The sequence below is a fragment of the Hwanghaeella grinnelliae genome, assembly GCF_004005845.1.
Classification (GTDB): Bacteria; Pseudomonadota; Alphaproteobacteria; order UBA8366; family Aestuariispiraceae; genus Hwanghaeella; species Hwanghaeella grinnelliae.
In genome coordinates, this window is record NZ_SADE01000001.1 from 1,975,635 (window position 1) to 2,002,253 (window position 26,619).

The 26,619-nt window shown below is 57.0% G+C and carries 14 protein-coding genes; 4 read left to right on the forward strand and 10 right to left on the reverse strand.

Features of this window, described 5'->3' with window-relative positions:
* Positions 1-15 precede the first annotated feature (15 nt).
* The 5 genes from EOI86_RS09210 to EOI86_RS09230 form a co-directional block, all read right to left on the reverse strand.
* A complete protein-coding gene (locus EOI86_RS09210) occupies positions 16-435 on the reverse strand; it encodes a PaaI family thioesterase (RefSeq protein ID WP_205032111.1) in 420 nt (139 codons plus the stop codon).
* Between the two features lie 12 nt (positions 436-447).
* Positions 448-1,056 carry a carboxymuconolactone decarboxylase family protein gene (locus EOI86_RS09215; protein WP_127764769.1) on the reverse strand — a complete coding sequence of 203 codons (609 nt, stop codon included), beginning with the start codon at positions 1,054-1,056 and terminating at the stop codon, positions 448-450.
* 122 nt (positions 1,057-1,178) lie between these two features.
* Positions 1,179-2,294: a PAS domain-containing sensor histidine kinase gene (locus tag EOI86_RS09220; RefSeq protein WP_127764770.1), complete on the reverse strand. Its 1,116-nt coding sequence runs from the start codon at positions 2,292-2,294 to the stop codon at positions 1,179-1,181.
* A 331-nt stretch (positions 2,295-2,625) separates the two neighbouring features.
* Entirely contained in the window at positions 2,626-3,219 is a 594-nt protein-coding gene (locus EOI86_RS09225; protein ID WP_127764771.1) for a GNAT family N-acetyltransferase, read from the reverse strand.
* Positions 3,220-3,275: 56 nt separating this feature from the next.
* The gene (locus EOI86_RS09230; protein ID WP_240035600.1) at positions 3,276-4,223 is read right to left on the reverse strand and encodes a homocysteine S-methyltransferase family protein; all 948 of its coding nucleotides are present in this window, start codon (positions 4,221-4,223) and stop codon (positions 3,276-3,278) included.
* A gap of 285 nt (positions 4,224-4,508) precedes the next feature.
* On the opposite strand from EOI86_RS09230, the gene EOI86_RS09235 reads away from it, so the two are divergent.
* Together EOI86_RS09235 and EOI86_RS09240 are read left to right on the forward strand one after the other, a co-directional pair.
* Positions 4,509-5,129, forward strand: coding sequence for a TetR/AcrR family transcriptional regulator (locus tag EOI86_RS09235; RefSeq protein ID WP_127764772.1), 621 nt, complete (start codon positions 4,509-4,511; stop codon positions 5,127-5,129).
* A gap of 151 nt (positions 5,130-5,280) precedes the next feature.
* Positions 5,281-6,165 (forward strand): hypothetical protein, encoded by an 885-nt coding sequence (locus tag EOI86_RS09240; protein ID WP_127764773.1) that lies wholly within the window; start codon positions 5,281-5,283, stop codon positions 6,163-6,165.
* 84 nt (positions 6,166-6,249) lie between these two features.
* Here EOI86_RS09240 and EOI86_RS09245 read toward each other — a convergent pair whose 3' ends face one another.
* The 5 genes from EOI86_RS09245 to EOI86_RS09265 all read right to left on the reverse strand — a co-directional run bounded on the left by EOI86_RS09245 (position 6,250) and on the right by EOI86_RS09265 (position 19,043).
* Positions 6,250-7,581: a TolC family protein gene (locus EOI86_RS09245; protein ID WP_127764774.1), complete on the reverse strand. Its 1,332-nt coding sequence runs from the start codon at positions 7,579-7,581 to the stop codon at positions 6,250-6,252.
* Between the two features lie 150 nt (positions 7,582-7,731).
* The gene (locus EOI86_RS09250) at positions 7,732-9,039 is read right to left on the reverse strand and encodes an HlyD family type I secretion periplasmic adaptor subunit (RefSeq protein WP_127764775.1); all 1,308 of its coding nucleotides are present in this window, start codon (positions 9,037-9,039) and stop codon (positions 7,732-7,734) included.
* Positions 9,040-10,773 (reverse strand): ATP-binding cassette domain-containing protein, encoded by a 1,734-nt coding sequence (locus EOI86_RS09255; RefSeq protein ID WP_127764776.1) that lies wholly within the window; start codon positions 10,771-10,773, stop codon positions 9,040-9,042.
* A gap of 88 nt (positions 10,774-10,861) precedes the next feature.
* Positions 10,862-15,763, reverse strand: a complete 4,902-nt coding sequence (locus EOI86_RS09260) for a FecR domain-containing protein (RefSeq protein ID WP_127764777.1) — start codon at positions 15,761-15,763, stop codon at positions 10,862-10,864.
* Positions 15,764-16,169: 406 nt separating this feature from the next.
* Entirely contained in the window at positions 16,170-19,043 is a 2,874-nt protein-coding gene (locus EOI86_RS09265; RefSeq protein ID WP_127764778.1) for a FecR domain-containing protein, read from the reverse strand.
* Between the two features lie 336 nt (positions 19,044-19,379).
* On the opposite strand from EOI86_RS09265, the gene EOI86_RS09270 reads away from it, so the two are divergent.
* Together EOI86_RS09270 and EOI86_RS09275 are read left to right on the forward strand one after the other, a co-directional pair.
* The gene (locus EOI86_RS09270) at positions 19,380-20,390 is read left to right on the forward strand and encodes an N-acetylneuraminate synthase family protein (protein WP_127764779.1); all 1,011 of its coding nucleotides are present in this window, start codon (positions 19,380-19,382) and stop codon (positions 20,388-20,390) included.
* Between the two features lie 364 nt (positions 20,391-20,754).
* Entirely contained in the window at positions 20,755-26,577 is a 5,823-nt protein-coding gene (locus tag EOI86_RS09275; protein WP_127764780.1) for a FecR domain-containing protein, read from the forward strand.
* Positions 26,578-26,619 lie beyond the last annotated feature (42 nt).

Genomic DNA, 26,619 nt, shown 5'->3' on the forward strand with positions numbered 1-26,619 from the left:
CCAACATTTCCCAAATTAGGCAGACTTGGAGCGACGGAGCCGGAAAGTTCCGATGCCTGTAGCGATCACTTCCCCGGTTTCGTCGACTATGCTGCCTTCGCAGAAGAACGTGTTCCGCCCGCCGCCGTTCACGTTGGCCTCCGCTTGCAGCACCAAACCTTTCGGCCGGGACAAAAAGTTGGTCGTAAGGCTGAGCGTCATGGCGAACCGTTTTTCTTCGCCGGGCGGGGAATAACTTCCGGCAAATCCCATCGCTGTGTCCAACAGTGACGCATAGACACCGCCATGCGGTATGCCGTGACGGTTGGTGTGACAGTCGCGTATCGGCATGGTGACGCGACACCGCCCCTGCTCCCACTCCGCAATCTCATAGCCGAGCAGTTCTTGATAGGGGTATAGGGAGCCATCGAGCGGCTCTTTGTCGGCTTCCATCATATCTTCAGCGCCCTAGCTGTGCGACCAGTCGTCGGGATTGTCGGAATTGTTCGGGGAAAGGCCTAGAATATCTCCGTCGGTTGAGCAACCAAGCCCAAGGACCGTGCGGTTCGCATAGGCGAAATAGGCCGACACCTGATTGATCTCTAGAATCTCGCCGTCCGAGTAACCGCAATCCCGCAAGCGGCCGATATCCGCTTCGCTCAGACTGGCGGGGGCAGCCGTGAGTTTCTTGGCGTAGCGGACGGCCTCTTTTTCCTTCGCTTGCAATGGCAAGGCATCGATGTCTTCCGCCATCACGGCTTGCCAAATACCATCTGCCTTGGCGTCGTCCCGCAATAGGCGTTTCAGTCCGGCAAAGTGGTGATGCACGCAGTAATCGCACCGGTTCTGATGACTAACCCAGACCCCGAGCGTTTCAAGAAACCACTTCGGAACCTGGTTCGCCGAATGATGCAGCACGTACTTATACAGGGCCATATGCCCTTCCATGCTGTGCGGACGAAGACTGTGCGACATCATGATATTGTCGACATTGTTGTCTGGGCCTTTGACGCGGTCATAGAGCTGTTTCAGGCGGCCCTTCGCCTGTTCGTATGGAACCGTTGCTATCCAGGTCATGACAATGCCTCCCTTTTTCCAAGGAGGCCGGGCCTCCATCCGTATTACCGGATTGCCCTGTTCCGATGGGGAACGCAATATTGCGGCGCTTCAATCCAATGTGAGCCTGAACGGCAGGAAGATCAGGCGGGTTCCGGTTTCAAAATATCGGCCGGCCAGGTCGCCCGCACCCGCGCGCCAACCCCCTTGTTGCGGGAAATGTCCAGTTTGCCGCCGCGCGCCTCGATAAAGCGATAACAGATGTACAAACCAAGCCCGTGGGACTTATCCGTGTCCGAGGAATGCATAGGATTCGTAACCATGAAAGGCCGTCCGAACCCCTTGATCACTTCATCGGGGATCGGATCCCCTTCGTTGTCGACCTGCAGAAACGGGTCGCCATTCGCATCACGGTCCCAGGTGACGGTTACCACCCCGCCCTGCGGTGAGTGACGGCAGGCATTGGATATCAGGTTCGTTTGGATCTGCGTCGCCACCCTGGGGTCGGCGAGCACGGTTCCTGGTACACAATCCCCGCTGACAACATCGATCGTGAGGTTCTTTTCCCTGGCGATCCAATCAAAAGTCTTGGCCACCGCCCGAGTTTGTTCGATTGGATCGTACCGTTCTAACTGAAACTTGTACCCGGTCGCTTCCATGATCGAGAAGTCGAGAATGTCATTCACTAGCGTCAAAAGGTGCCGCGCGCTGCCATTTACGCTTGTTAGGTAATCGGCGTAGCGCGAATTGCCGATGGGTCCGAACATCCCATCATTGATGATGTCCGTGAAGCCAATGATCGAATTCAAGGGCGTTCTAAGATCATGACTCATCGCGGCAAGGAAGTTGCTTTGTATCTTGCCTATATCCGCCAAGTTTAAATTGGCTTCCCGAAGATCTTTTTCCATCGCGACCGTATCGCTGACGTCGGTCTGAAGCGAGACAAAACGGGTTTCCTTCCTGTCTTCTGAAAGGAAAGGGACAATAGTGGTGTCGACCCAGAAAAGGTCCCCATTGGCGGAACGATTTTGTATCCGCCCACGCCAGACCTCTCCCTTCTCGATGGTTCTCCAAAGGTCCGCGAAGAAATCATCCGAATGTGCCCCCGACCCGACAATGCTGTTCGGTTTTCCGATCAACTCCCGCTCGGAAAGGCCGGCATAACGGGCAAACTCAGAATTGACGTGGACCATCTTCCCGTCACCGTCGGCAATACTGACCAGGCAATGCTCATCAATGGCATCGAGAAGCAGCCTCATGTCTTGGGTCACGTCTTTTGGCACAGCTCTATTCGCCTGCCGGCAGGTCGCAAGCGGTTAAATGGCGGTCTGGGGACATACTAATCCTGGTTCCTTCATTCGGGTGGGCTTGTCGAAATAACGCGGCGTTTTTGAAGACCCTGACCGATGGTCAACTAATGCGGGAGCATTATCAGCAAGATTAAACCCGAATTCTCCTCCAGAATCCATTGCTAGGGATATTCCGCCCAACCAAAGCCATGCCACCAAGTTTTTGCGGCACCACGTTTTGGCGGCCGCCGAACAAGTTTTCGCAGGATCCCTCGTCTTTGCGGCGGCCGCTTACCCAAATTTATGCCACCTGCCGAAGCCTTCCCGGGCGCCGCATTAACAAGAGAGTCTCCGCCTCCCCATCCCAATCTTCTTTGACCATGGGCCGGGCCGCCTCGACTTCGAAGCCCAAACTTCGGTACAGTTTGATGGCGGCGGTATTGGTGTCGAAGGCGATCAATGTCTGGTCACGGTTTCCATTGATTTCCGCCATGCCGCAGAGCCTGGTTCCGATGCCCCGGCCTCGGAATTCGGGATCGACTGCAAGGACGTTCAAATATTCGGTGCCGACCGCTAGATCTTCCAATTGCTGCATCGGTACGAACATCGGCGGCATCTCAGAATAATCGGACGCTTCGGCGGGTGCGTCGATGACGTATCGAATGGCACAGCCGACAACGTCCCCGTCCACTGTGGCGACGATTGCGTTCCTATAGCTGAAAGCCCCCTCTTCCCGCGCGGCGCGACTGGCACCGAACGCCCAAACATCTTGGTCAGCCGGCTTTATCTTGTTCCAATAATAGACCGGCACGCCTTCGCCGGCGTAGTCGATCAAACGGGCGAGGTCGGCGGCATCTTCCTTGACTGCCTGCCGGTAACGAATTGTGCACATCATGGCTTACTCCAAAACTTTCTTTGTAACGGGTTGCGGTTTCCGATGAAAAACGGTGCTTAAACCGAGATATGCCGCGCGATTTCACCCACATGACGATGATCAGTACCGCAGCATCCGCCGAAAACCTTCAGGTTAGGCAAATGCGACTGAAGTTCTTTGTACTGCCGGCCCAGTTCCGCCGGGTTCCCGGCGTCCAGCTCTTCGGAATTGTCCAACTCCGCATGGCTCAGCCTGGAGGCGTTGGCCCGCAAACCCCAAACACGTTTCTTCCACGGCGCATCCTCAAGGATCGCGCCAGAGAAATGGGTCGGATGGGCACAATTGATCATGAAATATGCGGGGCCGTTCCCTGTTTCGGCATCGACCTGTTCGATCGCGTCGCCCAGGGACTGTCCGGTTGGTAGGCGGCCATCTGTCTCTACCGTGAAGGAAATCGCGGACGGGATTCCGGCAGCTTGTGCCGCACGCACAATCCCGATGGCTTCTTCCACGTAGTTCAGCGTCAAGATCGACACTAAATCGGCTTCCGTGTCGGCAAATGTACCGATCTGGGTCGCGTGATAGTCCTGCGCCTCATCCACCGACATCCGGTGGGACGGGTCATAACCGTCGCCGCGCGGGCCCATATCGCCGCTCAACACGAACGGATTCTCCGGGGTTTCGAACGTCGCGCGTATCTCCGCCAAAAGGCTGATTGCATCACGGTTCACTTGATCGAGCGCTTTTGCACTATAGCCCAACCTGTCGCCCCAATCCGCGCTCGCACGCCAAGTCGGCGAGGCCAAAACGAACCCTTTCCCGCTTTCGATGGCGATGCGTGCGTATGGACTATAATAGTCACGGATAGTCTTGGTGCCTTCGGCGGTCCGCAACAGATCGAAAGCCGCGAAATAGGGCAAATCAATCCCCTGGATAAACACCAACGTGGTTTCCAAACCACCGTCGGTCAGCATCGCTTGCCCGCGCAACTGCGGAAGACCGTTTCTGTATTTTGCTATCGTCACAAATTGCTCCTCACTATCCTTACAGCCCAAAACCCTCCCTAATTGGAGGCTAGGTGCTGTTCCGTTTCGATGGCCAGAACGTGCCTTTTTGGAACCGAAAGAGATAGAAAGCTTGCGGTAAACCGGTAAAAAACCGTTATTTAACTGTTAAATCAATTGTTTAGAATGGACATGCTGTTACAGCGCCACTATCCAAGCTTCGAAAACCGCACCTGCGGTACAGTAAATCGTTAAACGCGGTGTTGGGCGCAATGCCGTACGCCTTATTGTTCTAAGGAGGCCGATGTGAAGAAAGGGCAAGAAACCAAGAGCCGCATCATGGATATCGCCGAAGCGGCCATCCTGGCGAAAGGGTTTGGTGCTACCTCAATCGAGGAAATTATTGAAGAAGCGGGCATTACGAAGAGTGGTTTCTTCTACCATTTCTCGGACAAGAACGCGCTCGCGAAGGCACTTCTGGAACGATATATCAGCATTGAGGATGAATTGTTCGATGGGCTGTTCGACCGGGCGCAAGAACTGCATGACGACCCTCTGCATGGGTTCTTGATAGGTTTGAAACTATTGTCGGAATTGATGGCCGATCTGCCGAATGGTCATCCCGGATGTCTGATTGCGACCTATTGCTACAACGAGCGTCTGTTCGACAAAGAAGTTAGGGAGTTGAGCCAGCGCGCAATGTTGTCCTGGCGCAAACGATTTCGCAAAGCGTTCGATAAAATCGCTGAAAAATACGATATGCGTGACGATGTGGACTTGGACCACTTGGCGGATATGGTTTCCGCCACCTGCGAAGGCGGGATCGTCATGACAAAAACGCTACGCGACCCGGATGTCCTTCCGCAACAAATCCTGATGCTTCGGTCCTACATCAAACTACTGTTCACCGAACGGAAACCCAACTAGACACCGGTTTCGACATGGATGAATAGAAACCTTTAGTTACTTTTTCATAGACAACAACGCCTTTGAATACATCATCCTGTTGACTGTTTCCGCGACCCGGCCACGACATTGGAACCACTATCCGTTTCAATTTAGTCCCAGGGGATCGGCCATGTCGGATACAGTCACAACCGGTGCAAATCCACCATCTTTCGATGTCATTGAGAAAAGTGTTTCCGTGAGCCGCTACCGCCATGGCGGCACCGCCCTGCCCTTTGTTGTCCTGCCCGACATCTACCAACCGGACGACTGGACCGCGCTGACGATTGACGCGGCCCGATCGGGTTTGGACCGCTTCCCGTCGATCCGCCGCGTTTCCGATGTCGGTTCAGGGTCGGGGATCATCCCACTCGCCCTGTCCCGGTCCTATCCGGACCGAAACTTGCTATTTGCCTGCTATGACATGAAACAGTCCGCGGGCCGTAACCTTGGGCTGAACTATCAACTGTTCGGACTATCGAACCGTCGCCCGAGTTTTCATCATCTAGATGTTCGTCAAGGCGGTATGGCCCCCGGCGATGACGGACCGCCGGATCTGGTTACAGCCAATATTCCACAATTGCCGTGCATCGCTGACGATGATTGGGATCCGCACAAAGATCCCGACGACTATCACACACTTGCTCCGCAAGAATGGGATGACCCGGTCCGCGCCTTTGGACTGGGATTACTAATAGACGTCATTGAAGCCGTTCGAATGACCCAGCCTGGCCGGTTTTGCGTTGCCTTTTGCCGGTCCAGCCGTGTTCCGGAAGCTGCCTTCGACGCTTTTCTATCAACCGTTCATGGCTCTGTGATTGATCTTGGCCCACGGCATTCGGTCCGTGACTGCAGCACGCCCTTTTCGATCCTGGCCGTTGTTGAGGAACGTTTCGGTCTAAAAGGTGCGTATGACTGGAAAGGCCGGACGGTCGGGGCGCTGGACTTGCGGGAAACTTCCCCATTGCGGGAACAGGTCCATATTGGATTACGGAGCTGCTTGATTCAGGTCGAGTAAACGACGCCCACGGCATCGGTTAAAAGAAGCTGGTCGCTTTGCGGGCGCGTTGAAAGATTGGCTTGTCTTCCTGTCCCTTTACCGTCAACGCAGGCTCGACGCTGGTCCGGTATAGGCAACGACCTCAACATCCGCCAGGGACAAGTTCGAAATGAAGCTCAACACCGTGAAAGCGTTGATTGCAACATCCCGCTTGGCTGCTGTCGCATCCGCTTGCGCGTTCAACAATCCCGTCTCACCGGCGAGGACATCAATCAATGACCGTTTGCCCAGCTTGCGCTCTTCCCGCGCCAGTTTCAGGAATTCAGATGCCAATTCCGCCTGCTGGTTCAGCAACAAAGCATTGGAGCGCGCCGTGCGAAAATTCTGCCAGGCGTTGCGAACCTGTTCTTCGATTTCCGTAAATACCTGATTGGATCGACGGAAAGCGGCTTCCTCGGTCAATTCAGCGGCACGCACAGTGTTTCGTGCGGTCCAGCCCATGTTGAACGGGAAATTCAGCTCGACCTTGGCAATGGCTTCGGTTTCGTGCCCATCGACACCATCCACACCATGCTTGCTTATAATCTCACCGATGGCGTTGAAGGTTGGATAATAAGATGACGCCCTGGTTGCTTCAGCGGTCTTCTTTAAGACGTCCGCGCCGAGCCTTGCAGCCTTTACGCGCAGGTTCCCGGCTTGAGTCATTTCGACCGCGTCGTCAACCGATGCTGGCAATACTGTGGTGGGAACAAGTGGGACGTCCTTACCGGCGCTCGGCCCCGGAAAAGTCCCGAACACTCGCTTGTAAAAGTTCCGCGCCAGTTGAAGCTGTCCTTCAGCAGCCACAAGGCGCGTCCGCGCACCCGCCAACTGCGATTGAACCTGTAATAGATCGGTCACCTGACCGCCACCAGCATCGACACGGTCTTTCTCGACCGTCTGCTGTTTTAGGATGTTCTGTTCGGATCTGCGTGCATAATCCACAAGTTCCGTGGCGCGGATGATGTTCAATTGGGCCGTCAGGGCCTGCAAAAGCAAATCCTGCACCGCAATCTTCTGAAAAGTCTCCGCGGACCGGCGTTCCAGCTTGCTGCGCTCAATATTTGCATCCGTCGCGCCAAAGTCATAAATCTTTTGGGTCAGGGTGATTGTTGCCTGACGCGGATTCAATTGCGTGCTGTCCGCTTGGTTATTCGACTTCCCCTGCCGGCCGACAAAAGCATTCACGTTAAGCGTCGGGAAGTAGGCGCCCCATGCTTCACGCACGCGCTCATCTGCAGCCTGCAAATCCAATCCGGCCACTTCGACCAGGTTGTGTTTTTGAAGTAAGGTGGCCAATTGGTCCTTGAAGTCCTGGGCACTTGCCGCACCGGGCCAAGACACGGACGCGAACACAGCCGCAGCAATCAACAATTTGGCCGATTTCGTCTTCACGAAAACTCCCCTTTACTTGCATTCAAGCCCCAATCGCCTGAATCACTAAGTATTTACAAGTATTTGACCACGACTCTTGCCCAGCATCAATAAGGGAATGCTGGTACTGCATAATACGACGCGTTGGTTAACACTAAATTACCGGTTTTTCTACCGTTCAAGCAACGCTCTTCGCCCTTCACTGACCAACGGCGCAGTAATGTAATCCATGACGGTTCGCTCGCCGGTTTGAATATTTGCGATTACCTGGGTTCCAGGGAAAAGGTCGTACCGCGTGGAATCCGCTTCGAAGAAGGATCGCTCAGCGCTGATACGTACCCGGAAATACGGTTCACCCTGCTCGGTCGTCAGGCGATCGGGACTGATTTCTTCCACCTTGCCCTCGATATTACCGAAGCGCGCCAATTCGGCTGAGTTCAAACGGATAACAGCCCGTTGTCCGGGCCTGACATATCCCGCCTCATGCGGTGCAAGCCTCGCTTCCACGATGAGCGTGTCGCCCTCGGGCACGATTGTAAAAACCGTCTCCCCGGGTTGAACCACCCCGCCGACCGTCGCCACGGCCATTTCTTTAACAATACCGGAAACCGGCGCGCGAATGGTCGTGCGGTCCAGCGTATCTTCGAATTTTCGCAGCCGTTCGGTCAGTTCCGACAACTCCGTTTCGACAGCGGCCAATTCAGTGCGCGCGGCTTCAATGCGCCGCAACCGGGCTTCCTCCAACTCGCTCTCCGCAGCCGCAAGCGCCGCCTTTGCGCCCTTTATCGCTTCGCGATCATGCGCGATTTCCCCTTTTATCCGCTGCACTTCCCGCTGCAGTTCCAGATGGCTGTACCGGTTGGTGATCCCTTTCGCCAACAGCTCGGCGCTGATCTGAAACTGTTCATCGACCAAGGCCAGGCTTTCTTTCGCACTAGCGTAATGGGTTTCAATCGTTCGGATTTCCTGCCGGCGCTGTTGGACCCGTTCTGACAGCGTTCCCGTCTCGGCCGCCGCCTGTTGCCTGCGCGTTTCGAACATATCGCGCGCATTCGCCACTTGTTGGGGCGCCTCGTCTTCCAATTCACTCGGTATTTCCAGCGTTTCAGCGCCTTTGATTTCCGCCACCAATCGGATGCGGTCTATTCGGCGCGTCCGAAGACGGGCGTTCAGTTCGGCCAGATCCGCGTCGTTCCGCGTTGTCGACAGGGACATCAACGGTTGGCCCTCACTCACGCTCTGTCCTTCACGGACCAGGATCTCTTCGACGATGCCGCCTTCAAGGTGCTGTATCTGCTTTACACGACTACTAGGTTTCACCTCGCCGACCGCGACGCTGACGATCGCCAAAGACGAGTTATTGGCCCAGACCACGAAAGCAACGCCGAGCAAGGTGAGCAGCACGATCAATAGGGCCACGCCTTTTGACATGCTTTCTTCGGCCTGCGGCGGCAACGGTTTGGTCCAAGCGACAGCCATTTATCCCTGCCCTCCTTGCGACGCGGCGGGTAGGTCGTTGTCTGCCAAGGCCGGTTTCACCTGTGTGTCGCGGCCCTTGCGGCCCGGCCCCTTCTTAAGGGTGGGCCTCGGTTTCTCATCCAAATCCAACAGCCAATCGGCTTCGCGGATGATTGCGGGGTCGCTGGAACACACGATGATCGTCCGTCCGCTGGCGGCGAAGCTTTTCAGCAATCCACCGATGGCAGCTTTTCCGGGTCCATCCAGCCCCTCCAAGGGTTCGTCAAAAATAACCAGTTTTCCGTCGGTGGTCAGGGCGCGAGCGAGCGCCAGCCGTTTTCTTTCACCTGGCGCGAAATGTCTGCCATTGTCCTCTACCGGTGTTTCCAATCCGGCCGGCATGCGCGCAACCAGATCCCTAGCCTCCGCCGCTTGAATGGCCCGGTTCAGGTCCGGTCCGTCCAGACTGGGATTCAGGATGCGAAGGTTGTCGGAAATGGTCGCGTTGAGAAGCGTCGTATCCTGGGGCAGATAACATGTCTGGGTTCGCCACCAGGGCATGGCAACTTGGCGCAGGTCCACACCGTCCACCAAGATGGCGCCCCGCAGTGGATCGCGAAGCCCCATCACCAATTCCGCAAAACTGGATTTACCGGTCCCATTGGCGCCATGGACGATAAGAATGTCGCCGGGTTCCAAACTGAACGTAACGCCTTCAAACAGCGGCGCCGTCGTGCCGCCATAGGCAAAGGTAACGTCATCGAAGGTAAGACGCCCGGCAAAATCTCCCAGCATGGCGCCCGACTTCGCCTCCCGCGGCATTCTCTCCAATTGACGAAGTCGCGCCAATGTTTGAGAGGCCCTTGCGAAGGTCCCTGCGGAAAAGGCCGCGCGCGAAAATCCGGCGACGGTTCTGGCAGACAGAATATTGGCGGCGATCAGGATTCCGACATCGATTTCACGTCGCACCACCAGGACGGCACCGATGCCGACCACCGCGACCGTCGTCACCGCCGTCGTGGCGTTGCTGATCGTCGATATCATGCCTCGATTATGGGCCAGCTTGCGCGCCATGGCTTGCTGCGCACGAACCGTGGTTCGCCAGCCATGCAACACGAAGGAACGCCCTGTGAAGGCCCGCACGACCCCAGGAGCGGATACGATATCGTCCTGGATCGGACCAATAGACGGGCGGTCGCTGCCTGATCTTTCCCGGGCCGCATGCTTTTCGGCCATTGCCGATGCGATCGCGCAAAGGGACAGGAACAAGCAGGCAGATATGGTAACCCCCGCCAGCATCGGATCGATGATCAGCAACGCAATGATCAATACGATGGTGAAAGGAACGTCCAGAACCGTATTGATCGAGGGCGCGCTAAAGGCCCCCTGCACGACCTCCAGATCCATCATCAACCGGCGTTTGGTGGCAGTCTTGACCGACTCCGAATGACCCAGGCGTGTGTCGGTCAACGCCTCGCCCAATTTGCGCGCCAACTCATCATCAGCCTTGACCGAGACGTTGTTCGCGATCCGCAGCCGTGCCCAGCGAAGCAGGAATTCCATAACGATTGCCATCAGCGCGCCGGACGCCAAGGTGAACAACGTTCCATCCACCCCAAAAGCGACGTAACGGTTCAGCACCTGCATGACGTAGATCGGGGGCACCAGCATCAGGATGCTGATCACGAAGGACGACAGCAACAACAACGCTGCCACACCCGGTCGAGACAGCAATCGTGCAATCAGTTCAATCATAAATCTCGACGATGCGGCTGTTGTTGTCGGGGCGGGCTACCTGTCTACCACAAACAGACCAGTGCCGCCCAGTCCGGTTTGAAAAGCCCTAGAACGCAAAATCGCCGGACGACAGGTCCGTATCGACAATACCGTTCATGACAATTTCCAAGTCCGCGTTGGCATCACCGTCAATATCGATTTCAAGCGACTCGGTTCCGTTCACGAACCGCGACGAAGCAGTGCCGCCGCCGGTAAACGCGCCCGCACCATTGTAGAAGAAGTTGCCGACACCGAAGGCGGTGATGTCTAGCTTGTCGGTACCCACTTCGAAATTCGTGATGGTTTCCGCCCCATTCCCGACCCCGTCGGCAACGGCATCCGCGAAGGCCGTGAAAAAGATGAAATCGGTGGCACCGGTCGCACCTGAGAAAATGTCGTCGCCCAGGCCCAAGGTGATATCGCCAGCCGTACTATCCACGATGTTGATCGTATCGTTACCGGCGCTGCCGAAAATGATGTCGACTTCGGTGACATTTACTGTGTCGCCGCCCGTCAACAACTCAAGCGTATCTCCGCCGCCGACAGCCCCGTTGTAGTTCTCGACGCCTGAGATACGCACACTATTCGGCGATCCAAGTAGTGTGACTGTATCGTTGCCACCGCCGGTAAAGATGATATCCCCGATGCTCCCGCCGACGTTCTCCAACGACAGATTTATACCGGCGGCCGTGTTCCCACTTATCTTTTCGAAATCTTGGATCGTTGCCTGGACGTTTGTGCCGTCCTGGAGGATCAATTCATCCAGATCGCCACCGGCCCCGTCACCGTTGTAAATGGCACCGCTTAAGATATCGCCCTGTACGGTAACGATGTCGTCGCCGATTCCACCGTTAAACTGTTGCAGATCCTGGACGGAGATGATGTTTCCGCCATTCGATAGGGCCAGACTGTCGGAATCACTCTGCGAGCCTAAATCGAACAATGTATCGGTGGCGATATTGGTTTCCACGAAGATCGATTCAGTCGTTCCGTCGACACCGAAGACTTGTTCAAAATCGAGGATTGTAGCGGAATTCGTCGATCCGGGCACAAGCTGCAACGTATCGAAACCGCCCTGACCGTTAAACGTGTTTCCGGCCACCAAATTGTTCAGCACTTCGATCGTATCATCGCCCGTGCTGCCATTAACGCTCTCGATATTTGTGACCGCTACATCGTTGTTTACATTGGCGAGATTCAGAACATCGAACCCGGCGCCCAGATTGATCAGTGTTTGGAAGGAAACGTCGATGCCACCTTCCAAATTCAGCGTGTCTGCCGAAGCACTTCCGAGGATCTCTTCAAAATGAGCGATATTCGCCGAGTTCACGCCGTCGAGAAGCCGAAGAACATCGGCGTCACCATCCGCACCGCCGCTATAAGCAGACCCTGTCAGCAGCACCGATCCCAGCGTGATGTCGTCCGTTCCCCCCGACCCAATAAAGTTCTCGACATCGGTCAATGTGTTGATCGTCGATCCCACTACGAAACTGGCATCGACCGTATCGATGCCGCCGCCGAGGGCGATTTGGCCAGCATTTGATGTTCCCAGGATAACGTTGTCATTCCCGGTGCCGCCGAAGATGTTGTTGAGATCGAAAATCTTGACGGAGTTCGCGACGCCATCGGCTAGATTGACCTGGTCCCCATCGCCGAAAAGGCCAAGGTCGATTTCCAACCCGACCTGCGCATCGAAGAAGGTCACTATTTCAAACGGTCCGCCATTGACACCGGTGAGCAGTTCCACGCCGGCGAAGACCGAAAAATTATATGTGCCGCCGTTCTGGTTCAGGATGACTTCGTCAGACCCGGCACCGAGATCAATGCCGCTGGTTAAGGTGTCGTCCAAGAATATCTGGTCGTTGCCAGCACCGCCGAAGATGAACTCCGTATCCAGGAATGTAGCAACGTTGCCGCCGCCGGCCAGGGTGACGTCGTCAGTTCCGACCCCCATGTCGATCAGAATTGGCGTTCCGCCGACGGGCGCTTCGAAAACCACGGACTCGTTGCCGGTATCGCCAATAACCTGATCGAAGTTGACGATGGTCGCGCTGTTGATGGACCCCAGGGCCAAGGTAAGTTGTCCGCCCCCGCTTCCGCCATCAAACACAGATCCTGTCGTTAGGTCCGACAGCATCGTCACATCGTCGAAAGAGGCACCGCCGGTAAACTGTTCGATGCTATCCAGGCTGAAGAAGCCCGTGCCGCCATCGCCATTGATGACATGATCGAAGTCGCCCGTGGAAATATCGGTTATCGTTACGCTGGCGCCTGCGTTCAATACGGTGATGACATCGTTGCCGAAACCGCCGTCGGTGAACTCGACATTGGTGATGGTCAGGATGTTGCCGCCGTCCGCAAGGTTCAGAATGTCTGAACCCGCACCCAAATCGACTTCGACGGGCGATCCCCCGACCGTGTTTTCGAAGGTCAGGTTTTCGTTGCCGGCGCCGCCGAATATCTGTTCGAAATCAAAAATCGCGGCAACGTTGGAGGAACCACCGAATAATGTCAGAACATCGGCGCCCGCGCCGCCGTCGTAGACCGAACCGGCAAACAGGTCCGACCCCAAGGTGACGTTATCCACGCCAGCGGATCCTTGATATTGTTCGATGCTTACAGCCTGGCCAATCGTGAAGTTGCCTGCCCCGGTCGCATCCAGCGTGTCAAACCCGCCCCCCAGATCGAACAAACCGGCGACATCTGACAGCACCCCGACGTCGTCATCGGCGGTGCCGCCAAAAAGCGTTTCCAAATCCTGCACCCGCAAGATGTTGAATGCACCATTGGCAAGGCGGAGGACGTCGAGGTCGGGAACGTTACCAAGATCGAACAAGGCATCATCGGTAATGACTGTTTCCAAAGTCAGGTCGTCCGTCGTTCCAACCACACCGTTGACGGTTTCGAAATTGACGATGGTCCCGACATTCACCCCACCGGCCAAATTGAGGATATCAGTGTCTCCCGGCCCGCCACCATCGAAGATGTCGCCTGCCGCCAGTGTGGTCAGAAGGGTGATTTCGTCATTCCCCAATGACCCGATGTAGGTCTCTACGTTGCTGACATCTATCTGAAACGTCAGGTCCGACCCGGCGCCGCCGAAATCGACGATATCGGCACCGCCCAATAGATCGATCGACCCGCTGAAGGTGTCCCCGGTGGTATTTGCGAAGGTAACCGGGAAGACGGCATCGATGCCGCTGTCGTCGACGATGGTCAATGTATTGTTCACCGCGTCGCCCAGCACATTTCCGTTGAAGCTGCCGCCTAGCGCATCAAAGTTGACGGCGCCCGGCCCTTGGATCGTGATATTGTGCGTGTCACCGCTATTCAGGACGAAGTTGAAGAAGACGGTTTCAACACCATCGACCGTGAACGTATGGGGGCCTGCCGTATCAAGAACGGCGAATTGCGGCGATGCGGGGCCGTTATCGATGAAACTGTCACCGTCCGTCAAACCCGTGAACCGTACGACCTCATTCGCCAATCCGAAGGTGAACGTTTCGGCCCCTGCAGTCAGCGGGAAGGTCGGGACAGACGACTGGACCGGCGGCGGGTCTTCGGGGGTTGGATCGGTCACAACCGGCGGGGGGTCATCAGTGCCCCCAGTATCCGTCGGAGACGTCGCCGGCGGTGGTGGCGGTGGCGGCGGTGGTGGCGGTGGTGGTGGCGGTGGAGGTGGCGGTCCCGGCAGAATGGGGCCAGGTCCTGTGGGCCCCGGTCCAGGCCCTGTGGGCCCCGGTCCAGGGCCATCGCCCGGCCCGTCATCGCCCGGTCCGTCATCACCCGGTCCGTCATCACCCGGTCCGTCATCGCCCGGTCCGTCATCGCCCGGTCCGTCATCGCCCGGTCCGTCATCGCCCGGTCCGTCATCACCCGGTCCGTCATCGCCCGGTCCGTCATCGCCTGGCCCGTCATCGCCTGGCCCGTCATCACCCGGTCCGTCATCGCCCGGCCCGTCTTCACCCGGCCCGTCTTCACTCGGCCCGTCTTCACCCGGCCCGTCTTCACCCGGCCCGTCTTCACCCGGCTCGCCGTCTACATCTTCTTCACCATCCTCTGCAGCGTCTTCCTCGCCTTCGGCGGCGTCCGCATCGGCATTCTCGCCCGCGTCGCCTTCCTGACCGTCCTCATTGCCTTCTTCATCTGCCCCGTCTTCGGCGGCACCCTCGCCTTCGCCGGATTCTGTGTTCTCACCGGTTCGATTGCCAGTGCCGCTTGCGGGCAGGTTCTGGTTGGCGGGAAGCGATACAGGCAGATCTCGCAGGGCGGCGCCAAAACGGGATTGGATTTCGCCCAGGGATTGCGTCGTCGGCGAGCTCGGCGGCGCGAAGGGGTCGGATGTGTTCGTGTATGAGTTCGGGGTGGTGAGCGAAACCGTGCCGCCCGGTGTGGTGACGGTCAATTCGCCGACCTGCTGGCCCGGCTCCTGCAGCAGGACGACTTCATCGTCATCCCCCGCGCCGGCCGTGCCCCGGATACCGATCGTCGCCGTCGGCGTGACGATCGACATGTTGTTTTCGCCGGATTTCGCGACCTGGCCACTGACGAAGGAGAACGCCCCCTGCGCCAGGTTCATCACCATATTGCTGTCGGCGCCGCCGGCGTCATAGACAAAGCTGTCGATGGTCAGGCGGGCGTCCGCGCCCAGCGAAAAGGAACTGCCGTCTTCGAATTGCAGGCCGACACCACTACCGGCGGCGGTTTCGAACGTATCGTCTTGGAATACCGGGGTGCCGAGTTCCGCCTGAACCGTTTCACCCGACGCGCGAATGATCGTCGCTTGTCCAGTCAGGTTCGAAACAGTCCCGATACTGGCAGCGCCTTGCGAGAGTTGGACCTGCCCTGCCGGTTCGGAGAATTGGGATCCTTGAGAGGATAGCGATTGAGCGATCTGGACATGGTCGTTCTGACCCCGATCGAATTCTGACGGCGCGCCGCGCTCTTCCCCTAAGATGATGTCAGGCATTCTACCCTTTACTCCGAACGTTCATCCGGTCCGCTCGATCCGCCCGAATACACACCGTTCCGGTGTGTGATGCGCGGCTCGTCTTACCGGTTATGACCCGCCCCCAATACGAAAATCATCATAGGTAACGTGGTTATTTATTTGCAAATAAATTGCCAAATAATAGACCTTTTTTACCTAAAACACCGAACTAACGCACAACTCTACCGCAGTCACGGTAAGAAGATACCAACAAATGGATTACCTTCCCTTGTGACTAATACTTAAGACGCACTAAATTCTGTTGGATGGAATAGCCGATAGCCACCCGTCCGGGACGACGAGTGTCGGCGAAATACATTAACCGAAGCTTAAGTTTATGGAGAACGACGCCTGGTCGTTGCGGAGGACCCTGTATTTCCGGAAATTAGGTCTGCGCGATTGTCTGCCCGAAATCCGAATCGGTGAGATCATTGGCGGTAATGCCATTCATAATGATCTCCATGTCCGCAACCGCATCGCCGTTAAGGTCGATCTCAAGTGTTTCCGTGCCGTCGACAAAACGCGCTTCGGTATTGCCGGATTCAGAGAACCCAGCGGCGCCGATATAGGCGAAGGTGCCTTGTATTAGGGTGGAAATGTCGATCTCGTCGGTTCCGGCCTGGAAATTGGTGATCTGCTCCAATTCACCCACGTCGGCATCGGTTTGAGCGACATACTCGAAAATATCACTGGCCACGCTCGCCCCGGTTGCAACATCACCTCCATCACCCAGAGTGAATATCGTGCCGCTGGCACCGATATTGATGATCGTGTCGTTACCGACGCCGCCAAAGACAAATTCGACCCCATCCACGTTCGCAAAGCTACCGATACTGTCGATCGTGATTGTATCGGCCCCAGTCCCGGTAAACGTAATATCGGTGTTCACCTGACTGCCTGCTTCGAAGATCAAATCGATGCCGGTCGTGGAATTCCCTTCAATCTTTTCGAAATCGTTGATGACTGCGCTGTTGGCCGTGTCGTCAAGCAAGATGAGCGTATCAATATCGTTACCGCTGCCACCGCCGTCATAGTCCGAAGTAGAGTCAAGCGCGGTCAGAAGTGAAACGAAATCATCACCATCGCCGCCCTGAAAATTTTTCAGGTCGAGCACGGTTACATCATTCCCACCATTGCCCAGACTGAGAAGATCGGCGTCGTCGAAGTCCCCCAAGTCAATGATCGGACTGTTTCCGACTGTCGAATTCAAAAACAGGGATTCCGACGTTCCAATGACACCGTTGATAAACTCGAAATTCACAACGGATGCTGTATTCGACGAACCCGATGCCAGATTCAGCGTATCAGTGCCGGCTCCACCATTAAAAAAGCCGCCCGAAAGTGGATCGGAATTCATCGTGATAGTATCCGACCCGCCGCCCAAATTGACGTCTTCGGCGCTGGAATCCAAGAGTTCCAGAATGTCCGCACCGGCCCCGCCGGCGATGGTTTCCGTATTCGCGACTGTAATGTTGTTTCCGCCATCGGCGAGACTTAACTCATCGAACGCGCCGCTGCCGAGATCAAAACTAACACCGAACGCCTCGTTGCCCATGACAACGTTCTGTGTCCCGCCCAGCGCGCTGGACACCAACTCGACTTCGCCTAAAAGCAGGTTCACCTCGACGTCGGTGTTGATGTTCACCGTGTCAAAACCGCCCCCCATATTGGCGCTTATGAAGGAAATGCCGCTTATGCCGGAACCAATATTAAATGTGTTATCGGTGTCGTCCCCGGTAAAATTCGCGTCGAGCGGCCCACTATTTGTATTGAAGATCACCGTTCCAGTTCCGGCGATCGCGATGCTGTGAAGTTCCGAGCCGGTCATATCACCGAATTGAACGTCTTCGATGCCGTCGACCGTGAAGCTGTGGGACGTCACGTCGTTTATTAAGATCGCTTGGGCGCCGGTATTGGTGACATCGATAATGCTGTCGCCACCTTCGAGGGTTCCCACGATCGTTACAGCCACTTCGCCCCCGATGACTTCAATGCGGTCTGGTGCGGCGGTTAGAGTGACCGTCGAGCTAGAATTGACTTGGATAATGTTTTCTTCACCAAGGCTGCCACCGCCATCACCACCGCCATCATCGATAACAGGATCCGGTGGCGGAGGGGGTGGTGGCGATGGTGGCGGTGGCGGTGGCGGTGGCGCCAGCCCTGGCGGCGCGACATTTGGCACTATCGGCGGCGGCGGCGTTGGTGCTGCTGCAAGTGAGTCGTCGCCTGAAGTTTGCGGGAGCGCCTCTCCGGTCGACTCACCCTCGCCGCCTTCACCCTCGCCGCCTTCACCCTCGCCGTCTTCACCGTCGCCGTCTTCACCGTCGCCGCCTTCACCCTCGCCGTCTTCACCGTCGCCGTCTTCACCTTCGCCGTCTTCACCTTCGCCGTCTTCACCCTCGCCGTCTTCACCCTCGCCGTCTTCACCTTCGCCGTCTTCACCTTCACCGTCTTCACCTTCGCCGTCTTCGCCCTCGGTGTTTTCGCCCTCTCCGGCATTTCCCTCAGCGCCACTGCCGGCTCCCCCGCCGCCATTGTTTCCGTCAGCGCCGGTGGGAAGATTCTGGTTGGCGGGTAATTGGACGGGCAATTGGCGCAGGGCACCACCGAACTGGGATTGAATTTCGCCCAGCGAGCGTGGAGCCGGGGGCGTCGGGGGTGCAAGAGGGTTCGTGGTATTTGTGTACGAGTTGGGCGTGGTCAGCGAAACGGTACCGCCCTGGGTCGTGACCGTCAGTTCGCCCAGCTGCTGTCCGGGCTCCTGCAGCAGGACGATTTCATCATCGTCCCCCGCGCCGGCGGTGCCGCGGATCCCGATCGTCGCAGTCGGCGTAACGATCGTCATATTGTTGTCGCCCGATTTCGCAACTTGCCCACTGACGAAGGAAAACGCCCCCTGCGCCAGGTTCATCACCATGTTGCTATCGGCGCCGCCGGCATCATAGACGTAACTGTCGATCGTCAGTCTTGCATCTGGCCCGAGGGAAAACGTGCTGCCGTCATCAAATGACAGACCGACACCGCCGCCGGCAGCGGTTTCGAATGTGTCGTCCTGAAAAACCGGCGTGCCGACTTCAGCTTGAACCGTTTCGCCCGTGGCGCGGACAATCGTCGCCGCGCCGGTCAGGCTTGCCACGCTGCCAATACTGGGCGCACCTTGGGCCAACTGGATATGAGGCGTGTGGGAATCGTTTTCGTGCAATGCCTGGACCGATAGAACGGCATCCTGTTCACGGTTGGAATCGTTGTCTGTCGGCATCCCACAAGTCTCCGCGCGTGATCATGGCTCAGACACGCACAGCTGGGTCCACGCAAATCGACGTAGACTTTATTACCTGCCACAGCACGGAAGTTTCCGTAGCCCCCAATACAGGTAAGACTTTACCGTCGGCAGGGTCCTAAACGCAATTCTTTGTCGTCAACAGCCAGAGACAATTGTTACCGTTCAAACTGCCTGCCATGAGGTCCCGGCTTGAGCGGTGCAAGAATCGCCCGAAACTCTTCGCGTCGGCTTTGTCAGCCGCCGAAGCTCGCAGCCGCACTCTCCGGCTTTGTAAATAATTTCATTTTTAAAAATGTTTGGAAGGTTTTTCTTATGTCACACTTTAAAGGGTTCCCAGCGGATCGGACCTTTATCGTCGCCGAAGTCGGCAACAATCATGAAGGGTCCGCAGCCGTAGCGGCCGATCTGGTAAAGGAAGCGGCGAAAGCCGGTGTCGACGCGGTAAAGTTCCAGACTTTCCGAACGGAAGAATTCATCAGTCCCAGGCAGGAGGAACGGTTCGCCCGAATGCAGCGATTCGAACTCTCTGAGGCGGAATTTACCGATCTGGCTGAACTTGCCCATTCCTGCGGCCTCTTTTTCATGTCTACCCCGCTGGACCATTCCAGTGCCCGGTTTCTGGGGGGCATCGTAGACATCATGAAAGTCGCGTCCGGCGATATCACCCACCTGCCCTTGATCCGGGAGGTTTCACAGCATGGCATGCCAATGGTGATCTCGACTGGAAACGCCACCTTACCGGAAATCGACATTGCCATGGAGGCCGCCCAAACCGCCCGACCGGAGGCGTCCCAAGATGCGGAAATTGCGCTGCTTCACTGCGTATCCGCTTATCCCACACCAGATGAAGAGGCTAATTTGGCGGCTATGTCGACGTTACGGCAGCGCTACGGATGTCCGATAGGGTATTCCGATCACACGTCTGGGATTTCCGTGGCTGTGCTTGCGGTCGCCGCCGGAGCCAGAATCATCGAAAAACATTTTACACTTGATAACAATTACTCGGATTTCCGGGACCATCAATTGTCGGCGGATCCCGCCGCGATGGCGGAAATGGTTGCGGAAATCCGGCAGGCCGAACTCGTTCTTGGGACCGGCGAAAAATCCCCCCGAGCGTGCGAATCCCCATCCCGGATTGAAATCAGACGGTCGATCGCCATCGGCAAACCCGTCGCAGCAGGCACAGTATTGACCGAAGAACATTTGGTATGGTTGCGGCCCGGCGACGGTCTTCAACCGGGCGACGAAACTAGTATTCTGGGGCGGAAAGCTGCGCATGATTTGATGCCCGGCACATTTCCCAAGGTTGACGACTTCCTTTAATCCATCTCTAAGTACCGCGAGATCCTTAAATATCGATAAAATTTTAACTAAATTTTCGGGAGACTTTAACAATATTCCGCTGATGTTTGCGTTTTCCAATAGGAATAAGCTTCCAAAAACCGTATTCTAACATCGATAATAGTCGACAGCGTACGGAATGGATCCCCCCATTTCCAAACATGTCTTCAACCTTTTTTGGGGCCAAAAGGTTGAAATCCAACAGGCGTTCCTACGCCAAAAACTCTTGAATTATCGGGGGATCTGGCGACTTTCGCATTGTGACCTGCGTCACGGCGCATTTTTTAAAACTGCCTATTATTGAGTACTGGGTCGATAGAGACATAAAATTCGAAGGTAAGCGGTTATGGCCACCAATCAGAGCAACGGACAGGACGCTGGCGCGCATGCTGGCAAATCCGTCGCCGATCTAACGCCGGACTATGTGTTCGATGGCACGTCGGCCGCTATTGTGGTTCCGGTCGGCGATGCACTGCTAAATGCCGAATACAGCCGCAGCGGGCCCGACCTACTCTTGGAAACGCCGGACGGCCAACTGATCCTGGTCACAGACTATTTCGCTCAGGAAATCCCACCCGACCTCTTCACCCTTGCCGGGTCTCGCATAACCGCGGATGTCGCCGCAAAACTTGCCGGACCGCGCGCGCCTGGCCAAGTCGCGCAAAATGGCGAACTTTCGACCCTGGAAGAACCGATCGGGACTGTCGACACGACAAAGGGTGTTATCACGGTAATCCGAGCGGACGGTACACAGGTCACGCTGAATGAAGGCGATGCGCTGTTCCAAGGCGACACGTTGGTCAGTGGCGCGGATTCCGCGATCGGCATCATCTTTTCCGACAAAAGCACCATGTCGATGGCGGCAAACGCCCGCATCATCCTGGACGAATTGATCTATGACCCGCAGGACATGGCTTCCAACAGCCAAGTCTTCAACGTCATCCAAGGCGCCTTCATGTTTACCGGCGGCGCTATAGGCAAAAGCGATCCGGAAGACGTTTCCGTCAAAACGCCGGTTGCCACGATCGGAATCCGCGGCACGAAATTCGGCGTCAATGTCGACGCCTTGGACGGATCGACAAACGTCACCATTTTCGAAGGCGCTGTCTTCGTTCAAAACGGCGGCGGAAGCGTGCTGCTGACCGGTATCGGCGAAACCACGCTAATTTCTTCCTACACCCTGCCCCCGTCCGATCCGGAACACCTGTCGCTGGAAGAAATCCAACGCATTTACGGCGACGCGATCGGATTCCATCCGGTCCGTCAGGAAATACCCGACGACCATGCCTCCGCCGACGATGACGACTTACAGGACATTGCAGACGACCTGGACGATATTGACACGGCCGCTGGCGGTGACGAACAAGGCAACGAAGGCGCCAGCGACGAATTTGGCGATATTGGGAACCAGGGCATCGGCGAGAGCGGGCTGGACGGTACCCCGCCTGGCGCCGCAGGCGAAGGCGATGGTGATCCTGGCCTTTCGGGAATCGGCAGTGGCGGTGGTGACGGCAGTGGCGACCCTGATGACGGCGTCCTTGGCGGCGGTACCGGTGGCGGGAGTACCGGAGGAGGCGGATCGACGGTCACTGCGCTCGATCCCGGCGAGGGTGATGAAAACGGGCACTTCAAGAATTTGCCGAATCTTTCTCCGGGGAATTTTTCTGTCAGCGCCCCTCCCGGAGGGGGCGTCCAACAACTCCATTTGAATGCCTCAGCGCTTGGAAGTGCCGGGAATTCAAGCCTTACGCTTCAAAGTGGCACAACCAGTGACAGTGTAAATCCCGACCTTCAGTCAGCCGTATTGTCCAGTACGGACGGTAGTATGAACCTGACCATCAACGGGTTTGAGGAACTGGCGATCACGTTGGGCGGCGGTGGCGACACAATCGACATCGGCGACCTTAGCGGCACCAGCATCATTCCGGACACGATCACAATTTTCGCCGGGGACGGCGACGACACGATCACCACCGGTGAAACGGTCGATACGCGCCTCGTCATCGACGGCGGACTTGGGAACGACGACATCAAAGGCAGCGAGTTCGGCGATACGATTCACGGCAATACCGGTAACGAAGAAGAACTGGCCAACCAAGAAGGTGTCGATGGCAATGACACCATTGATGGCGGCGCCGGAGACGACACGCTGTTCGGCGATGGTGGGGATGACACGATTGCCGGCGGTGTTGGTAACGACATTATCGAAGGCGGTGCCGGAAATGACGTTTTGTCCGGTGGTATCGCCGTCGTAACCGAAGAAAACGGTGACACGCGCGTTATCGGTACCGATGGGATCGAGTCGGCAACGGACGATGGCGCCGATACAATATCCGGTGGCGACGGCGACGATCAGATTTTTGGCGGCTCGCTTGCCGACACACTGAACGGCGATGCCGGCAATGACGATATACAAGGTTCCGGCGGCGATGACATTGTTCGCGGTGGCGCCGGCGATGACCTCCTCGACGGCGGCAGCGGATCCGACACCGTGGACGGTGGCGAAGGCGACGACAGGGCCATCTTCGTTGTCGGCCAGGAGCAGACCGACGGCGTGAACGACGCCTATGACGGTGGCGCGGACAGCGACACGATTGTCATCAACTACGACACGGAAGCCCTTGAAAACCCGGAATTCAGGCAGGCTATCCTTGATATCCACGCCATGCTGGGCAACGCCGCATCGGGGTCACCTGAAGAGTTCGACACCGCGCCATTCCAGCAGCTTGGCCTGGACATTCAAAACTTCGAAACCGTTGAACTGGACGGCCCCTCCTTTGCTGTGCTGCCGGAAGATGGACTGAGCGTAGAAGAAGACGGCTCGATCCTGTTGAACCTGGCGGTTGTCGATGTCCTGCCGGGCAAGTCCGTCAGCATCACCATCGGAAACCTGAACGGGGCGTCCCTCGTCGATGGCGACGGAAATCCTGCCGGTACGGAAAATGGCGACGGTACCGTCACCCTCACCGTCGATCAGTTGCAGGGCCTGACAGTCGAGCCCGCCGCGGATTCCTCCGACGACCTGGACCTTGCCGTCACGGTCACCACCGTTGATGAGTTCGGTACCGTCGAAGCCGTCGGCGAAACCCTGGATGTCACGGTCACGCCGGTTGCCGATCTGCCCGACGTGACAGCCGCCTCGGTCGAAGGTGCTGAAGACACCTCGATCGCTTTGAATATTTCCGCAACGGTTACGGACCAAGATGGGTCCGAGGCCATATCTCCCCTCGAAGTCACAACGGGATTCAACGAAGGCGAATCTGGCGTAATCATCACCGGTTTTTACCCCAACATGGACTCCCCGATCGTCTTATCCGGCTTTGAGCCCGGCACGACATTCAACGCAGGAAGCCTCGTGGATGGCGTGTTGTACTTGACAGTGGAGGACCTGCCCGGGCTCAGCCTCCAGCCGCCCGCCGATTTTTCGGGCGACATGGAGCTGACCATTTCCGTCACATCCACAGATTCAGATCCGGATAGTGATGAAAGTGATACGGCAACCGCCACGCAGAGCTTTGTCGTCTCGGTTGCCGGCGTTGCCGACGCACCCACCCTTTCGGCTGAGAACGAGGAGACGGCGGAAGACAGTGGCATCGAGCTCAATATCGGGGCATTTCTGACGGATTCTTCCGAAGCACTATCCGAAGTCACCATTTCGAACTTCCCGCCGGGTACGACATTCTCGGCCGGCACCCTCACCGGCGGCATTCTGACGATCGCAGCGGCCGATCTGGCGGGCTTGGAGATGACGCCCCCCCTCAACTTCTCCGGCGACATCAATCTCACTGCATCCGTCACGTCCCAAGACGGCGATGACAGCAAGACGACCACAACGAATTTCACCGTTACTGTGGAAGGCCTCGCCGACTTGCCGACTCTTGAGTTGAACGATACGGCCGGTGAGTCCGCGTCGCCGATCCCGGTCGATATCTCAAGCACATTGACAGATTTGGACGGGTCGGAAGAGCTGACGATCACGATTTCAGGCCTGAATGGTGCGACGCTCAGCGCCGGGACCACCAACGAGGACGGTTCGGTCACCTTGACCGAGGCAGAGCTGGAGGGCCTGACGATCACGCCCGCCCCGGGAACAACGGGTTCAATCGACCTGACGGTAACGGCAATCGCGACCGAAAAGGAATCTCATGACAGCATCTCGGTCAGCGGCACGGTCACGGTTACGATCACCGACACCGAGACTGGAACAGGCACGGTGGTCCTGCAGCCCGGCCAGGATCTGGACCTCGTCGCACCGGCTGATGATGGCCCCCATAAGTTAACACTGGACGCCGGATTCAATGGCGCCACGACGGGCGACGATTGGGTGATCGCCCAGGACGCGTTGGGCCGGGTCACCCTGACCAACACCCTCACCGGCCAATTGGTCACCGCCGACGGGTACGAAGAAATCGATATCGATTTCGGTCCGGGTGAGGATACGGTCGAACTGCGCGATCTTTCCAACACAGACCTGACCAACGATACGCTGACCCTGAACATGGGTGACGGCGACGATACGGTTACCGTCGGCGAAGACGTCAACCGTGACGTCGAACTCTATGGCGGCGCGGGCAATGACGACCTGCAGGCCAGCAATGGCGACGATCTGATCGACGGCGGCATAGGCGACGACACCGTCGATGGCGGTGAAGGCTCGGACACCTATCTTTGGGCGGAAGGCAATGGCGTCGATAGCTATGCAGACACCGGCAAAGAAGGCACGGATACGGTTGTGGTGCAGGCCGCTGCTTTTGACGGCATTGGCGACGGTTTCAGCGCAGCACAGTCTGGAGTAGACGCAATCGGGCGCGATGCAGATAGCGACGGCGTTGTAGATACCGGAAGCCCGCTGCTCATCGCGCTATCCGACAGTAGCGAAACGGTGGATTTCTCAGGCCTCGATTTCCTGAACAGCCAGACGACAATCGATTTGGGCGGTGGCGACGACACCGTCACAACCGCGATCGGCGATGGCGATGCCGTGACCTATACGGGCGGCGAAGGTCAGGACACCCTGAACCTGTTGCTCACGGCAGGAAGCCTGAACCAAGTGATCTCTTCCGGTCAACTCGGCTTGCTTCAATCCTATATCGCGTCACCGGACGAAGCGGTTCTCACCCTGACCACGCCAAATATTGTCGCGCAAGGTTTCGAAACCGTTCGTATCGGCATGCTCGGCAGTGATGGCTCTGTTGTCGACGTCTCCGAAGCGTTGGCCAATGCCACGGCCGACAATGAAGGTTTCGGGGAAACCATCTTCGGGACCAACGGGGCGGATCTTATCTTCGCGGGCGGCGGCAACGACGTTGTGCGCAGTTTCAATGGCGACGACGTGCTGTTCGGCGGCGACGGCGAGGACTACCTGAACGCGGGTAACGGCGAAGACTATGTCGATGGCGGTACCGGAAACGATATTATTGACGGCGGTTCGGGCAATGACCGCCTTTTGGGCGGCGACGGTGCCGATCTGGTTTCCGGCGGACAGGGCGACGACTATATTTCCGGCGGCGACGGCAATGACTTCGTAGCAGGGTTCCAAGGCGATGACATCGTTGAAGGGAACGACGGCGACGACAATATTTCCGGCGGTAGCGGTCAGGATTCCCTCTATGGCGGCGATGGAAATGATCGCCTCGCGGGCGGGTCCGGTGACGACTACCTGATCGGCGGGGATGGTATCGATGTTCTCGACGGCCAGACCGGGGACGACGTTCTTATCGCCGACGATTACGAAGACCAGCTTTTCGGTGGAACGGGCGATGATGTTCTGGTGTCCACCATGGATGAACTGCCGGAATCGCGGGTTTCCAGCGGCGCCCAGGGCAATTTCTCTGGTGTCCGGGACGGTGGCGAGGGTGTAGACACTTTCCAGCTCAACTCCGACGAGCTCGGACCGCACGCGCTTTCAGGGGATGAATTCTCAAACATTCGGAACATCGAGATATTGGACCTATCGGGTGTCGATGAACTTCAGCTTTCGCTGAAGGTTGAGGATGTTGTCACCATGACGGATGAGGATAACGACCTGACGATCCTGCTCGGCGAAAACGTCACCAGTGTCGAAATCGACGATGAAACCATCCAGTTGGAAGGCGGTCAGGCGATATTCGAGCAGGACGGGGTCCAAATCACCCTTCAGCAACAACAACCGCCGCCGGAAGCCTCGTAAAGGCAGCTGTCCAGCGCGGGCTTCCGATTGCCGGCGGACGTT

Coding starts and splice junctions, on each gene's coding strand:
- EOI86_RS09265 (WP_127764778.1), bottom strand. CDS start 19,043: ATGCCGACAGACAACGATTCCAACCGTGAACAGGATGCCGTTCTATCG.
- EOI86_RS09275 (WP_127764780.1), top strand. CDS start 20,755: ATGGCCACCAATCAGAGCAACGGACAGGACGCTGGCGCGCATGCTGGC.
- EOI86_RS09215 (WP_127764769.1), bottom strand. CDS start 1,056: ATGACCTGGATAGCAACGGTTCCATACGAACAGGCGAAGGGCCGCCTG.
- EOI86_RS09250 (WP_127764775.1), bottom strand. CDS start 9,039: ATGGCTGTCGCTTGGACCAAACCGTTGCCGCCGCAGGCCGAAGAAAGC.
- EOI86_RS09225 (WP_127764771.1), bottom strand. CDS start 3,219: ATGATGTGCACAATTCGTTACCGGCAGGCAGTCAAGGAAGATGCCGCC.
- EOI86_RS09255 (WP_127764776.1), bottom strand. CDS start 10,773: ATGATTGAACTGATTGCACGATTGCTGTCTCGACCGGGTGTGGCAGCG.
- EOI86_RS09240 (WP_127764773.1), top strand. CDS start 5,281: ATGTCGGATACAGTCACAACCGGTGCAAATCCACCATCTTTCGATGTC.
- EOI86_RS09270 (WP_127764779.1), top strand. CDS start 19,380: ATGTCACACTTTAAAGGGTTCCCAGCGGATCGGACCTTTATCGTCGCC.
- EOI86_RS09260 (WP_127764777.1), bottom strand. CDS start 15,763: ATGCCTGACATCATCTTAGGGGAAGAGCGCGGCGCGCCGTCAGAATTC.
- EOI86_RS09210 (WP_205032111.1), bottom strand. CDS start 435: ATGATGGAAGCCGACAAAGAGCCGCTCGATGGCTCCCTATACCCCTAT.
- EOI86_RS09220 (WP_127764770.1), bottom strand. CDS start 2,294: ATGAGGCTGCTTCTCGATGCCATTGATGAGCATTGCCTGGTCAGTATT.